Source organism: Collinsella sp. TF07-1, from assembly GCF_003437235.1.
GTDB lineage: Bacteria > Actinomycetota > Coriobacteriia > Coriobacteriales > Coriobacteriaceae > Collinsella.
Map to the genome: position 1 here is coordinate 49,826 of NZ_QSRV01000005.1, position 14,848 is coordinate 64,673.

A 14,848-nucleotide genomic window follows, 5' to 3' on the forward strand; every position below is an offset into this window, starting at 1 on the left:
TCCAATCATGAACAACTGCATTGGACTTCTTGTACCCAAGATTGAGTGAACGACACAAAATCGTTTTACCGCCAAGATAAAAATCGAGCGGGCCAAAGCCTTTGACGGCGTTTGCCCCGCTCGTTCGCTGCAAGGTTGCCTTTACCTTACGTTGTCGTTCATCGCGAAGGAGTTCTTCATGGCACAGCTCGTGGTGTAGAGCACCTTGCCCAACAGGGCATCGGTCTCCACGCGCACGAGCTCGGCAAAGGCCTCGTTAGCACGGGCGAGCTCGGCAGGCACCTCGGCCTCGGGCAGCGCGGCTACGACAGCGTCAACGTCGTGAATCTGCTTGTGGCCCATGCCGCCGACCTTTTCCTGATAATCCTCGACCGCGCGACCGCACTCATGGAAGCGGACATCTGCCAAGGCACCGATCAGGCGATTCACCCAATAGAAATTCTCGGACGTCACGCGAGCCTGCGTGCCGGCATAGTACTCGGGCATGGTCTCGACGTTAGCGTACAGCGGCACGAGCGCGTTAAACGAGTTGGAGCCAAACGCCATCCACTGCACGGCGCGATACGCCGGCTGCGCAAAGGGGCGCAGCTGCAGCACGGCAAGCTGGCTGTTGCGGTTGATGCCGATGGGACGATAGGCGCCGCGCGTGGCGGGCGTGCCCTTGCTGCCGTAGCAGTCGTACTCCGTGCCCTGGTAGTGGCTCGAAAGCACGTACTTGATGTCCTCGATGGTCACCTTGCGCTCGGGCACGCGGCTCCAGGGAATGTCGTCGCTCTCGGGCGTGTAGTCGGCGTCGGGACCGTCCCACACATCGCTGGGGTTGAGGCAGCGCTGCATATACCAGGCGCGCGGCGTGTTGTAGACGTGATCGCTGTCGCTGTGCGAGCCAAAGGCCTCGCGCGGGTTAAAGACCGCGGCGGGACCGTCACCCTCGACGCCCAGCGTTAGGTCCAGATGCCACTCTGCCATCCAGGAGCGCAGGTCGGCAGAGCACATGTGGTCGACCTGAGCGCCCTCGGCGTCGTCCAGGTCAAAGCTGTCAATACCCAGCTGGTTGGGCATGGTCACATAGGCGTCATCGGGCACGCGCTTGGCGATCCAGTGGTGGCCGCCGATGGTCTCGAGCCACCAGATCTCGTCAACGTCACTAAAGGCGATGCCATTGTTCTCGTAGGTGCCGTAGCGCTCGAGCAGGTCACCCAAAATACGCACGCCGTCGCGGGCGGACTTGGCGTACGGCAGCACCAGGGTCACCATATCCTCCTCGCCCAGTCCGCCGGGCTGGGCCGGAACATAGCCGTCCTCGCCCTCGTTGCCCTTGGCGGGCACGTAGTCCACGAGCGGATCGGCGCCGCGGACGCGCTCGTTGGTGGTGAGTGTTTCGGTTGCGGACATGCCAACATTGAGCTCGTTGAAGCCGGCCTCGGCCCAAATGCCATGGCCCGGGACAACGTCGGGGACGCTCGTGTAGCGCATGGGGTTGTCGGGCAGCTCAACGGTCAGGTGGCTCAGGACACTCGTGTAGACACGCGGCTGCTCGTCGGGATGCACCACGCGCATGCGCTTGGGCTCAAACACCCCGTTGGACGAGTCCTCGTTGCGGGCGACAAGCGTCGACCCGTCGTAGCTCGCGTTCTTACCAACCAAAATCGTTGTGCACGGCATGCGCATCCTCCTTGAGCGAAGAAATCAAACGGCAACAGTGTATCGCTTCGGCGCAAAAAGGGCGAAACCACGGCCACAGCAACCCCTGTGTGCAAAAAATGTCAAATATGAGTACTGACACCAATTTAGTAGCAGCTATTTTGCCGGGCGTGGGCGTCGAAAGTCTACATTTGTACAAAAGTTAGACTATGTAATTCCTCAAAGGTCCAATAAAATAGGGGTCCCTATCGATACTAAATATCGTTAGAGAGCCAAAATGACCTAAATTATATGCGACTAGCTTGGCAACAGTACTCATATTTGGCATTTTTTGCACACGGCGTGTCACGGGAGTATATATCTAACCCCCTAATCAGCCAAAAATGCCTAGTTCAATGCGCGCTCCGCCGCCTCGATCACGTGTTTGGCGAGAATCGCCGTCGTCACTGCGCCCACGCCGCCCGGCACGGGCGTGATGGCGCCAACAATCGGCTCCGCAGCATCAAAATCGACGTCGCCGACCAGCTTGCCGGCGGCCTCGTCCCAGTTAATACCCACGTCGATGATCGTCTGGCCCTCGCGAACCGCATCCGCGCCAATCGTACGCGCACGCCCAACCGCGGCAACAACAATGTCGGCAGAACGGCACTCAGCAGCCAAGTCGCGCGTATGCGTATGGCACGTCGTCACGGTGGCATTGCGAGCCGTAAGCATGGCGGCAACGGGACGGCCAATCACCAGCGACCGACCAACGACCGCGACCTTGGCTCCATCCAGCTCAACGCCGTAATGGTCCAGCAACGCCAGCACAGCCTCCGCTGTGCAGGGGGCAAAGCCCTCGCCACGCCCCGAAAGCGTGGTAAGCAGCGAGGCCGGCGTCATGGAGTCAACATCCTTGGCAGGATCGAGTGCCGCGGCAACTGCATCCTCGTCAAGCCCAACGGGCAACGGACGAAACATCAGGCAGCCATGAACAGCGGGGTCGGCATTGATGTCCTCGATGGCCGCCAACAGCTCGTCCTGCGAAACATCGGCAGGAAGCAAAACGCGGCGAACCTCGATGCCGACCTTCTCGCAGCGCTTGAGGGCGCCACGCTCGTAGGATAGATCGTCCTCGCGCTCGCCCACACGAACGATGGCCAGCGTCGGCACGATGCCCCGTTCGCGCAGGGCGGCGCAGCGAGCAGCGAGTTCCTCAGTCAAAGCACGGGCAACGGGAGCACCCTTCAGCAGCTCTGCCATGGCTATCCCCTCTTCCTGGCGGCGTCGGCGGCGCGGCGCGCCAGCGCATCGGCGCGCGGCAGCCACGTATCGAGCAGTTCATCGCACGCCGCCTCGAGCTCCTCGGCGCGGGCACGATCCTTCATAGACGTGGTGTTCGCAAAGAGCGTCAAACTCGCGCCCTGCATGGCAGCGCGGCAGAATACGGCGCCGCACGCCACATCGGACAGCAGTTGGCGCGAACCCTTATCGGCCATGTCCTCGAGCAGCGCCAGCGCACGACCGCACGCATCCATAATGCGGTACGGCGGCATGGCTGCCACGTGCAGTGCATCCTGAATCGCAGCCGGTCGAGCCGGATCATCGCGCGGAATACCGTATGCCGCAGACACCTGGCCGTACGCACGAACGTCCTTGGCAACCAGACCCACAAGCTCCTGAGCCAGCTCGTCTGCCTGGGCAAACGCGTGCGTTAGATCGTCTGCGCGATCGGCAAGCGCGGGGTTCGTCGCGCCATAGCGAGCAACCATCCCGCACAGCGAGGCACCCAGTGCTCCCACAAACGCGCTGGCGCTGCCGCCGCCGGGAACCGGCTCGCGCGCGGCAAGCGCCTCGGCAAAACCGCGACAGGTTTTATCCATCATCTCTTGGCTCATCGAAACACCTCTGCCTAGAGCGCCGGTCGCCACGGACCGCGCCGGAATAAAAAATGGGACAACGACGCCAGGAAGCGGTTGTCCCATTCATCGATCTTGTCCAAGCCAGTCTAGCCCATAAGACAAAGGCTGTCAGGAGCTCTGGCTATCGGTGTTTCCGATTGCCGGCTATAGGCACGGGCGCCTAGTCCACCTGAAACGTCGGCAGCAGCGTGTCGATAATCTTCGATCCCATGTCGCGGTTTGCAGTCGAGTACTCCAAATGCGCCGTGGCAATCGTCGAATCCGTGACGATCGTCTTTTCGTAAATGACCGTATCGTCCTCACACCACGAGACCACGTACCAGTTGTCGCCCTCTGCGGTATAGAGGTCGGCCTTGCCCGAGGTGTCCTCATCGACAAACATCTCGTGTGCAGTTTCGTCGTTAATGTTGACGTAGCCAGACAGGCTGATCACAAAACCCGTCTCCGGATCCTCGTACCTTGTGCTGCTGCCGCTGGGAGTATCTTCCATCTCAAAACGGTTGGGAATCGACATGCTATAAGGATGCATGTCGTTCGTGTACGTATGCACGTCGGTCAGGTAATCGTCCGAATCGCCCGAACCGTAGTATGCCGACTCGTCCCCGGGGACGGCCTCGTCATCGGACGCCGAGGATTCCTTGGACTTGGACTTGTCGCTCTTCTTCTTGGCAGAAGAATCTTTCTCGTCCGAAGACCCGGTATCGACCACCGAAATCTGCGTGCCGGAGCTCTTTGACCCATTGAGCACCGTAAGCGCAAACACCGTGCCGCCGCCGATGAGGACCACAGCAGCACATGCCACAGCGATAATGACCGGCGCCTTGCTCTTGGGCTATTGAGGCGCAGGCGCGACCGGCGGCATCGATTGGGTTAGGCCCGGGGCAGAGGAAGGACCAGCGCCCGTAGGCGTCGGCGCGGAGCCACCCGCAAGCGACGCCCCGCAATGCGTGCAAAACGTCGATCCATCGGGAACTTGCTGTCCGCATTTTTGACAGAACATCGTTCGACCTTTCGTGGTTTAGCTTTTGTCACAGCCAAGTCTATACGCCCCCACCCAGGGCGCTGTTGCGCAACATGAAAAAGCCGATGCCGAGCCGTACCGTCCCATGCGCCTGCCCCAAACATGGGACACATGGCCCACCTTTCGAGACTCCCGGGCAGCACAAGCTGGGGCATATCTATAAGTAAGGAACCCGTTGGGGCACGGCCACTCAACGGCCGAAAACTAAGAACGGAGGTATCGCCGCACCACACACAACGATATCCGCCACGCTTGCGAATAGCAACATACACCAACGGCTCCAACAACCCGCGGCGCCGTGATGTCACCGACAGACAAGGAGGACGCCACCATGAAGAAAAAGACCCTATCGATCCTTTCCCTTTGCATCGCCCTCTTTGCCGCACTCGCCCTTGTGGGCTGCGGCGGAAGTGCGTTAAGCGGAGGCGGGGGCAGCAGCGCATCCAAGAGCGAGGGCAAGGAAAAAGCTCCCGTCGCCAAGAAGACCGACTTTATCTGGTTTAAGGTCGAGATACCCGAGAGCGTTGGCGTGAGCGACTCCGCTGGCAAGAATGCCGACAGGGTCCAGCTCACCTTCCCCGAAGACGAGAACGGTTCGGCCGATCGCTTTATCCCCGTTTGGAAAAAAGCGCTGACGGCCGAGGAATCCCACGCCGACCAGGCGGAAAAGAAGGGGGATACGTTCCAGTGGAAGGATGGCGGATCCGTCGAGTATAACGGCAGGACGTGGCTCGTCGGAACGTACGAGGACAACAGCGGCGTCTCAACCCTCCTCTTTACCGACGTTGAGCCGGGAAGCGTCTACGTTCTCATCTCGAACTTCGATCTGCATAAGAAAGAAGCCGAGGCGCTCCTCAACTCCATCGAGTTTCCCGATGACATGGCGAAGGCAGTTGCCGAGGCACGCGAAGTCGAGATTTCGAGCATCGAGATCAAGCATTAGGGGCTCGCACGCAGCATCGCATGCGCAGTCATTAAATGATTGGACGCCCAGCCAGGGGAGGATCGGATCGGCCGGCCCTCCCCTCTTTTACGCCCGCGCATATTGCCACTTAACGGCGCAAATCCTGCCCCCAGAATGGGACACATGGCCCACCCGAACGAGCCGTCCACGCGTACAGTAAAGGCAGGTAATCCATGGGCGGTTACAGATCGAGGAGGACACGACCATGAAAAAGAAGGCCTTTGCGATTCTCACCCTCTGCATCAGTCTCTTTGCCGCGGTTGCCCTGGTGGGCTGTGGCGGAAGCGGCGGCGCTACCGGCAGTGGCGGCGGCGGCGGAGCAGAAAAGCCAGCCGTGGATATGAGGACCGACTTCATCTGGTTTAAGGTCGAGGTCCCCGAGGGCGTCGAGATCACCGACGTCGCAGGCGACACCGCCGACAGGGCCCAGTTTAAGTTCACTGAAAGCGAGCACGCCAGCGATCGCTTCATCCCCGTCTTCGACTCTGACAAGAACGCCGACGAGCTGTTCGACTACGAGGCAAAGTGGAATGCCAGCTTTGAGTGGACCGAGAATGACCCCGTCAAGTACAACGGCAAGACTTGGCGCAACGCTTCCTATACACACTCGGGCGGCGTAACGACCGAGTACTTCACCGACGTTGAAGGCGGCAGCGTGTACGTGCGCATCGACAACGTCGAGGAGCACAAGGATACCGTCGAGACCATGATGAAGTCCCTGGAATTTGCCGACGACATCGTCAAGGCCAAGGCCGAAGCCATGGACGTCAAGCTCGACGATATCGAGATCAAGCGCTAAGCGACTGGCGAGCGCAGCGGGAAACACAGGCACAGTGCAAACAAGCGACGATACCCCAGCGCTTCGCACCAAGGGAGGATCGGCTCGCCGGCCCTCCCTTTCTTATGCCGATAGCCGGCGAACGCGAGGGTGCCGGGCGGCAAAACCACCCCCAGCGCGGTAGCAGCACAAATAGACAAGCGCCCCAACGCGTCCGCCCGCCGATTTATAGCGCCGCGCAGACAATTAAGCCAACACGTTTAGACATCTGGGCAGTATAGTGACCCAAACGAGTGCATAACCGCACCCTGCGAATGGAGGAGTTATGACCGAACACCACGCCATCAGTCGCCGAGCGTTTACGTTGGGCCTAGGACTTGCGGCGTTGTCGCCGCTTGCAAGCCTGCCCGAAACCGCGACGCTGGGTATTCCCCTGCGAGCGGCATTTGCAGACGACGCTGCCACAGCGTCGGTCAGCCTCGACAAGTTCGTCATTCGCCTTCGCCCCGCGGGCTATTTTCGTACCGCAAGCGTCAACCAAGACGGCAACATCAAGGGCAACGTCTGCCACCTTTTTAACGACGGCACGTCAAGCAAGCTCATCCTCGAGCGCGTGCTGACCGATGCAGATAATACAAATTGGTATGCCATCCGCACCTTACTCAATTTCGAAGAGCATAAAAAGACGGGCTACAGCATTTGGTCGGTCGACGGCGACTCGGACAAAGATGGAAAGGTCATCCACGTATGGAATGGTGAGTATGACAAAAAGCCCAGCCGCGCTTTTGCGTTTGAACGCCAGTTAAACGGAACCTACATCATCCGAGACCGCACAAACGAGAAAAAAGACATTAATTACCTGGCCATAGAAAAGGACGGCAAAGACCAGGACAACAACAAGATCTGCCATAAGAGGAAGGACATTCCGTGGGAGCTCGAGCTTGTCGGTTACGACATGGGCAAGATCAATACCACGGTTAGAAGTATCGACTGGACCACGTATAGCAGCTACGTCGACGGGCCCTGTTGGATGAAATACGTCGACAACAACAAGTTCCTCGACGAACTGAGCATCCCGGGCACGCACGATTCGGGCACCTGCAGCGTGGACAACGACACCGAGCCCCAATCCTCCCAAGCAAAATGCCAGCAGGATTACATCCCCACGCAGTTGCTCGAAGGCGTTCGCTATTTTGATATTCGACTCGGAAAGGGTGAGAACCCCGGCATCGACCACGGAGCATGTTACCTGCTCAAAAAAGACGGGAACTTTATGCATCTCTCCGATGTCATCGGGTACTTCAATACGTTTTTGAGCGAAAACCCGACAGAAGCGCTCATCATGCTCGTGTCGCGGGGCAATGACGAGGCTACCGACGAAAGCCTCACGACGGCCTTGGGCAAGGTTTTTGATGAGAACCCCGACCTGTTCTACACATCGAGCCGCATCCCCACGCTGGGCGAGGTGCGCGGAAAGATCGTCCTGCTGCGTCGGTTTGGGCTCGCCGGCAACAGCGTAAGCAGCCACACATGGGGCCTCGACCTCACCCAATGGGACGACAAAATCGCAGCACACACCGACAGCACCTCTATGTGTCTCGTTCGAGACGAGCGGGGCTTTGAAGCCGTGGGGAAAACGGGTGACGAAGAGCCCTATTGCACCAAGGTATACGCCCAGGACCATTACGAATGCACAGGAACCGACAAAATCGGCTGGGTCGATATGGCGCTGCAGGAGACAACCAAGCTCGCCCGCATCATGGTGGACGTCGAGGACAATGACGGGGCCAAGGTAAAGGTCCTGGAGCACAGCTGGTGTATCAACTACACCAGCTGCACGAACTACAAGCAAGGAAGCAATCCTTTTACCGCAGCACGAGTGGTCAACGAGCATCTATACAAGAGCCAGTATATAAACAGCACCGGAAATGAGAGCACAAAGGAGGACTGCCTCAAGCACATTGGCATCATTGCGTCCGACTTTGTTGATGCGGCACTGGCCCGAAGCATCTACCAGCGCAATTACGATGCGAAGCACAAGCAGACCGTTTCGTACTACCTCCCGACCCGTATGCGCATGACATACGGCGACTCGTTGAGCGATGCCTCACTTCAGGATGGAAAGACCGTTGGCGAGGGCTATTTCCGCCTCGTCGACAGCAGCAGCACGCTCAACGTGGCAGATTCGGGCAGCAAGTTCGTCGAATACGTGGATGTCGACGCCCTGGGCAACGAGACTGTTACAGGACTGCGGGGTTCCGTGCCCATCTATATCGACCGGCGCGCGTTGACGCCCCACTTTGAGGGGCTCGAAGGCCTCAAGGTCGGCGAGGACGTGCGCGCCAAGATCACGGCGCTGCTCGACGGCAAGCTCGAAACCGATGCTTGCACGGCCCAGCTCGAGTTTATGCACGATGCAAACGGCGCTCCGGGCACGGCAATGGCCGAGGGCGAGGCATTTACCGCAGGGACGTACTGGGTGCGCGCGAAAGGCCTTTTGGGCGACGCGGCGCAGAACTACACGCTCGCCAGCGACGGAGCCGCAAGCTTTGCAGTTGCAGCCTCGGGCAACGCGGGCGGCGACGGCACCGGCACCGACAGTGGCACGGGCCCCAACGCAGGTAGCGCCGACAAGAACGGCAAGGGCAAAAGCTCGGCCGGAAAACTCGCCGGCACGGGCGACGGCTCTGGCATCGCCGCCGGGCTCGCCGCTGCCGCCGTAGCAACAACAGCCGTCGGCGCGGCAATGCTTGTCAACGACCATGAAAGTGACGAAGGCGCTAGCGAATAGGCCAGCCGGCCTTTTGGGCGCATCAACTCGATGAGGGGCGCAGAACACCGTTCTGCGCCCCTGATTTTTACCTTGGTCCGAACGCCGCCATAGGCTACATCACCATGTTCAGCGCGTTCACAAATTCCTTGGCCTGGGAATGACTGCTCAGCCTGTAGGAACAGTCGGTCAGTAACCTATTACGAAGGAACACGCGCTTACCCTTGACCCTGTTGACACCCGTAATGTCCTTGAGGTAGACGTTTTGGTATGGGTGCCGAAGAAGTTGTTCTTCACGACCGCCTCGATACGATTGGGATAGATGCTTATTCCCTTGAAAACGCCGGCACCCTTATCGTGAAACAACAACGTGTTGTCATCCACGCGCGCCACCCCCATGGAGTTCGATAAAACTATCTCTATGACCACATTTTAGTCACTACAAACCCTTTTTGCGGTCACGCGCAGGGCACCAAAACGTGTCCGCACGAGCAAATAGACTAATACAACAACGAATATAAGCCGTTATCCAAGGATGGCGCCGCAAAACAAAGGATTAGCAATAGCTAAGATTTAAGCCTAAAACCCTTAGGAAGTGCTAATATATAGTTATTGAAAGAGGCTGAGATGCAGAGACGCGAATTGATCCGTATCCTCGAAGAAGCCGGCTTCATCTCGAAAGGAGGCACTAATCACGAGAAGTTCGTCAAAGGCGACAAGCTCGTGCTCGTAAAACGCCACCGAGAGATCGAGGATCAAATTGCCAAAAGAATCCTAAGGCAGGCAGGGCTTCGATAGCTCATCCTCATCACATTTCGCATCACTTTTTAAAGGAGGTCTTACATGGTTTACGTATGGGAATTTGAGTTCTTTGATTCGGACGGTATGGTCGATGCCGTGCCATGTGGCTCGCTGGGCGGAGGAGGAACGTTTGGCTCCGACCTAAACGACGCTGTCGAAAGCGCCGCCGATTTTCTCGCATGTATGGTCGACGATCACCTTATGGGCGGCGTCGATCTTCCCGCGCCGGACTTTGGACACCAGCCACAACACGGCGGCAAGGTAATCGCCGTGGCCGTCAGCCGCGAGCTCGGCGACATCCCCGCCGTCACCGCGGCGGACACCGCTCGCATGCTTGGCGTTAGCACGGCAAGGGTATCGCAGCTGATAAATGCTGGGCTGCTGGATTCTTGGAAGGACGGCACCAAGCGCATGGTATCCAAAGCTTCCATCGAGGCACGACTCGCCGAGGCACCAAAGGCAGGGCGCCCAAAAGAGGTCCCTTGCTGTATAAAGCAATAGCGTTGCGGGTTTTCATTTGTCAGATTAGCTGACAAGCTCTCCCAATTCGGGACTCACTGCGTCCCGAATTGGGCTGGACACATTGTCGCTGATTGCCACGCATCTCCAATCCGAAGTGAAAGAGGAGTTTTCCATGACAGACAGACCGAAAACAACGCTACGCGACTGCATCTACGGGCTTGCCGTCGGCGACGCGTTGGGCGTTCCCTACGAGTTCAGGCCTCGTGGCACGTTCGAATGCACGGACATGATCGGCTACGGCACGCATGGGCAGCCCGCCGGCACCTGGAGCGACGACACATCCATGACGCTTGCTACCTGTGACTCGATTAGGGAGCTTGGGCATATCGACACCGCGGACATGCGCGACAAGTTCGTAGGCTGGATTGCCCGTGGCGAGTATACGATCGACGGCGTTTTCGATTACGGCGGCACGACTGCCCACGCCCTGCACACCGGCAAAGGTGGCTCCGGCGAACGCGACAACGGCAACGGTTCGCTCATGCGCATCGCGCCCTTGGCGTTTGTCGACGCGACTGACGACGAGATCTGCGAGGTCTCCGCGATTACGCACGCCCACAGAACGTCGACCGATGCATGCGTCATATTTGTCGAGCTGATGAGGGATGTGATGAACGATGCGCTCCCCTCGTGGGCGCTCCACCTGAAAGGCGTGCCTGAGCAGGAAATCAGGTCCGGCGGCTTCGTGCGCGACACGCTTAAAGCCGCTACCTGGTGCTTTGTGAACACCAACAGCTACGAAGCCTGCGTGCTCGCCGCCGTCAACTTGGGCGACGACACCGACACCACCGCAGCCGTCGCAGGCGCGCTCGCCGGCACGGCATACGGCATCGAGGCCATCCCGCAGGAGTGGGTCGATACCCTGCGCGGAAAAGAGCTGATTGAGAGCTGCCTGTTTTAGGGCGCCATTCAAGAAATAAGGCAGGAGGCATCATGGAGAGGAAGGTCGCAAATATAGACGAGTTCCAAGTGGACGAAAACGGGATTCCGCTATTTCCAGCAGGACTGAAGGAAGAAGCCAACCTCTATGTTCTCCCCGACGGGCGCTACCTCCCCTGCGGGGCCTACCGAACCGAAGATGGCGGCTCACTCATTTATGAGCCATCCGGGCTCATAAATGAGTGAGCCATCCGGGCTCAGCTTCTTCGGGCAGATGCTTGCTCAATTCAAAGAGTGCTAGAGGTTTGATTGCCCGTTAGATCGACACTGTTCCAAACCATGGGGTGGGTAGGATGTCTCCCACCGCGGCCTGTGAGGTAAAATCTTGACTGCCGCGGAATCCGCCTGCGGGCAACGCTCCGATCTCCGATTGGGGTGAAGCCTATGAACTTGTTTCTTGAAATCCTGCGCCTCTCGATGTATGTGACCAGCATTGCCCGGAACCTCTACTCGATCTGGCGGGAATATAAGCAGTAACGGATAGCGAAGGGAGTCATAAAAAAGGGCCGGTTGCAGCCGGCCCTTTAGACGAAAATACCTGCGTTGCCCGCGCTTCCAAAGTTGACCGACTGAGGAGCGGGTTCCGCGGCACATCCTGATTTTACCCAGTGGCAAGACTCTTTTACAGCCGTTCCACCGTTTATTTACATCTGCCATCACGGGCATCGCCCGTGCGGGCTCGAGTCCCGCCGCCCCGACCAAAACGGGATCATCCCCGCGCGTGCGGGGAACAGGATTGTTTGCGCTCCACATGTCTTGACGGATTGGTAGGGCGCTTTTCTATGGGCAGAAGATCTGGTTATCGCTACATGATTGAGTTAAGAACCCTCACGAATTCCTCTGCCTGGGAGCGACTGCTCAGCCTATAGCCGTAGCCCGTCCGCAGCCTGTTGTTCAGAATCACCTGCTTGCCCTTGATCCTATAGACACCGGTGACGTCATTCAGGTAGGTCACCTCTATATGCTTGCCGAAGAAGCGGTTCTTCTTGAGCGTGGTAATTCGATTCGGGTAGATACAGATCTCCTTGAATACACCGGCACCCTTATCTCTGAACAGCAGCGTGTCGTTGTCCATTTCTATTCCTCCTTGTTGACGTTGGTTAGATTGCGGTCCGAACTGTCATATTGTTTGATTACCAGTTAGATCGACACTGCTCCAAAACCAACCTCGCGACGCTCCTTATCGGCAATCAGTTTGATTACCAGTTAGATCGACACTGCTCCAAAATGCTCTAGGTCGGTAGTACAGTCCTTAGTAAGTTTGATTACCAGTTAGATCGACACTGCTCCAAAACCAACAGTCCGCATTGCATCAGCGGACTAAAGTTTGATTACCAGTTAGATCGACACTGCTCCAAAACCGACAACAGATATTCAGCATTCATCTTGCCGTTTGATTACCAGTTAGATCGACACTGCTCCAAAACCAGGTCAAACGGGGTATTTCCAAAACTAACGTTTGATTACCAGTTAAATCGACACTGCTCCAAAACAGTGCAATATACCTAATTTTTTTTGCACTGGTTTGATTACCAGTTAAATCGACACTGCTCCAAAACGCTTGGGCACGCTCGCCACGGTGCGGCCGGTTTGATTACCAGTTAAATCGACACTGCTCCAAAACGGAGGCAACAATGGCAATCACTCAGCGCGAGTTTGATTGCCAGTTAAATCGACACTGCTCCAAAACGGGCTTGCGAGAGGTCTTTTTCTTTAGGGGTTTGATTACCAGTTAAATCGACACTGCTCCAAAACTGTTCCCACTTACACCACTCACGCATACCCGTTTGATTACCAGTTAAATCGACACTGCTCCAAAACTCAATGTAGATAAAGCCGACTAAATGCGTTAGTTTGATTACCAGTTAAATCGACACTGCTCCAAAACATTTTGTCGAGCCTAACCGAGCCATGTTGGTTTGATTACCAGTTAAATCGACACTGCTCCAAAACTCTAGACAATGCGTGAGCACTGTCCTATACGTTTGATTACCAGTTAAATCGACACTGCTCCAAAACTGTTGACTCCAAACTGGTTAGGCAGGCGGGGTTTGATTACCAGTTAAATCGACACTGCTCCAAAACATGAGGTCAATTTGATAGAACGTATCAGTAGTTTGATTACCAGTTAAATCGACACTGCTCCAAAACCGGCCTCTGGACGCCATGTGCGCATGAGCGTTTGATTACCAGTTAAATCGACACTGCTCCAAAACGCGAGCTGGGTATATCACTACCAGAGGTAGTTTGATTACCAGTTAAATCGACACTGCTCCAAAACGAGGTATCAGGCAGGCGGTCGGCAACTGTGGTTTGATTACCAGTTAAATCGACACTGCTCCAAAACGGTATACCTATAGGCGCAACCCCCGAAACCGTTTGATTACCAGTTAAATCGACACTGCTCCAAAACAGATTGCCAAGCCTAACCACGCCGACATGGTTTGATTACCAGTTAAATCGACACTGCTCCAAAACCCGTGTAAATGGCTGGTTGCCTATGTTGCGTTTGATTACCAGTTAAATCGACACTGCTCCAAAACCTGCTTCTTATTACGACGCTCCTCTTCCATGTTTGATTACCAGTTAAATCGACACTGCTCCAAAACGTATCTCCTGTTCTATCGATTGACGGATAGTTTGATTACCAGTTAAATCGACACTGCTCCAAAACCAATAGCTACGAATTAGTTAGCTATCGCACGTTTGATTACCAGTTAAATCGACACTGCTCCAAAACTTTGACGATGAAAGCGGCAACGTACACGCGTTTGATTACCAGTTAAATCGACACTGCTCCAAAACCGTTGCATCGCATGAGACAAAAGCAGGGCGGTTTGATTACCAGTTAAATCGACACTGCTCCAAAACGAGACACCTAAACGGGAGGTATATATGGGAGTTTGATTACCAGTTAAATCGACACTGCTCCAAAACCCATGTTCCAGAACGACCTGATCGAGCTCGGTTTGATTACCAGTTAAATCGACACTGCTCCAAAACCAGTCATACCAGGGGACGAGACAGGTGCATGTTTGATTACCAGTTAAATCGACACTGCTCCAAAACTGACAAACGCAAAGAAGGAGCGCGGTCGAAGTTTGATTACCAGTTAAATCGACACTGCTCCAAAACGTACCGTGTTGCATCCACTTAGGATGTCTGGTTTGATTACCAGTTAAATCGACACTGCTCCAAAACAGCACCGTATCACGCCTATACTCGTTGCAAGTTTGATTACCAGTTAAATCGACACTGCTCCAAAACGCAGGCCACAGCCGAGAACCTGACGCTAGCGTTTGATTACCAGTTAAATCGACACTGCTCCAAAACGACAATCGAGGGCCGTACGTACAGCTACGGGTTTGATTACCAGTTAAATCGACACTGCTCCAAAACTCCACCGCCTGAACACCCAGCGCACTATGTGTTTGATTACCAGTTAAATCGACACTGCTCCAAAACAGCATCATCCAGCACGACCTCCTGCTCGAGTTTGATTACCAGT

The 14,848-nt window shown here is 56.2% G+C and carries 13 protein-coding genes and 1 CRISPR repeat array (1 of these 14 only partly in view); of the genes, 7 read left to right on the top strand and 6 right to left on the bottom strand.

Annotated features, from left to right (window positions below; translation table 11 throughout):
• Positions 1-141: 141 nt before the first annotated feature.
• The 5 genes from DXC67_RS03140 to DXC67_RS10790 all read right to left on the bottom strand — a co-directional run bounded on the left by DXC67_RS03140 (position 142) and on the right by DXC67_RS10790 (position 4,545).
• Entirely contained in the window at positions 142-1,665 is a 1,524-nt protein-coding gene (locus DXC67_RS03140; protein WP_117637320.1) for a C69 family dipeptidase, read from the bottom strand.
• 366 nt (positions 1,666-2,031) lie between these two features.
• Complete coding sequence (locus tag DXC67_RS03145) at positions 2,032-2,886, bottom strand: bifunctional 5,10-methylenetetrahydrofolate dehydrogenase/5,10-methenyltetrahydrofolate cyclohydrolase (protein ID WP_117637321.1); 855 nt, start codon at positions 2,884-2,886, stop codon at positions 2,032-2,034.
• 2 nt (positions 2,887-2,888) lie between these two features.
• Positions 2,889-3,521, bottom strand: a complete 633-nt coding sequence (locus DXC67_RS03150; RefSeq protein ID WP_158551275.1) for a cyclodeaminase/cyclohydrolase family protein — start codon at positions 3,519-3,521, stop codon at positions 2,889-2,891.
• A gap of 184 nt (positions 3,522-3,705) precedes the next feature.
• Positions 3,706-4,332: a hypothetical protein gene (locus DXC67_RS03155; RefSeq protein WP_117637323.1), complete on the bottom strand. Its 627-nt coding sequence runs from the start codon at positions 4,330-4,332 to the stop codon at positions 3,706-3,708.
• Between the two features lie 45 nt (positions 4,333-4,377).
• Positions 4,378-4,545, bottom strand: a complete 168-nt coding sequence (locus DXC67_RS10790; RefSeq protein ID WP_117637324.1) for a zinc-ribbon domain-containing protein — start codon at positions 4,543-4,545, stop codon at positions 4,378-4,380.
• 352 nt (positions 4,546-4,897) lie between these two features.
• Between DXC67_RS10790 and DXC67_RS03165 the strand changes: the two genes are divergently transcribed.
• The 7 genes from DXC67_RS03165 to DXC67_RS03195 all read left to right on the top strand — a co-directional run bounded on the left by DXC67_RS03165 (position 4,898) and on the right by DXC67_RS03195 (position 11,526).
• Positions 4,898-5,509 carry a hypothetical protein gene (locus tag DXC67_RS03165; protein WP_117637325.1) on the top strand — a complete coding sequence of 204 codons (612 nt, stop codon included), beginning with the start codon at positions 4,898-4,900 and terminating at the stop codon, positions 5,507-5,509.
• Between the two features lie 226 nt (positions 5,510-5,735).
• Entirely contained in the window at positions 5,736-6,329 is a 594-nt protein-coding gene (locus DXC67_RS03170) for a hypothetical protein (protein ID WP_117637326.1), read from the top strand.
• Between the two features lie 304 nt (positions 6,330-6,633).
• Positions 6,634-9,099 carry a phosphatidylinositol-specific phospholipase C gene (locus DXC67_RS03175; RefSeq protein ID WP_117637327.1) on the top strand — a complete coding sequence of 822 codons (2,466 nt, stop codon included), beginning with the start codon at positions 6,634-6,636 and terminating at the stop codon, positions 9,097-9,099.
• A 606-nt stretch (positions 9,100-9,705) separates the two neighbouring features.
• Positions 9,706-9,876: a type II toxin-antitoxin system HicA family toxin gene (locus tag DXC67_RS10795; protein ID WP_084591772.1), complete on the top strand. Its 171-nt coding sequence runs from the start codon at positions 9,706-9,708 to the stop codon at positions 9,874-9,876.
• A gap of 45 nt (positions 9,877-9,921) precedes the next feature.
• On the top strand, positions 9,922-10,380 hold the full coding sequence (locus DXC67_RS03185) for a helix-turn-helix domain-containing protein (RefSeq protein ID WP_117637328.1): 459 nt from the start codon (positions 9,922-9,924) through the stop codon (positions 10,378-10,380).
• Positions 10,381-10,513: 133 nt separating this feature from the next.
• Complete coding sequence (locus tag DXC67_RS03190) at positions 10,514-11,302, top strand: ADP-ribosylglycohydrolase family protein (protein WP_117637329.1); 789 nt, start codon at positions 10,514-10,516, stop codon at positions 11,300-11,302.
• A gap of 32 nt (positions 11,303-11,334) precedes the next feature.
• Entirely contained in the window at positions 11,335-11,526 is a 192-nt protein-coding gene (locus DXC67_RS03195) for a hypothetical protein (RefSeq protein ID WP_117637330.1), read from the top strand.
• 619 nt (positions 11,527-12,145) lie between these two features.
• Here DXC67_RS03195 and DXC67_RS03200 read toward each other — a convergent pair.
• The gene (locus DXC67_RS03200; RefSeq protein ID WP_117637331.1) at positions 12,146-12,415 is read right to left on the bottom strand and encodes a hypothetical protein; all 270 of its coding nucleotides are present in this window, start codon (positions 12,413-12,415) and stop codon (positions 12,146-12,148) included.
• A gap of 52 nt (positions 12,416-12,467) precedes the next feature.
• A CRISPR array of direct repeats spans positions 12,468-14,848; the repeat unit is 36 nt; unit sequence GTTTGATTACCAGTTAAATCGACACTGCTCCAAAAC; it runs 873 nt beyond the window's last position.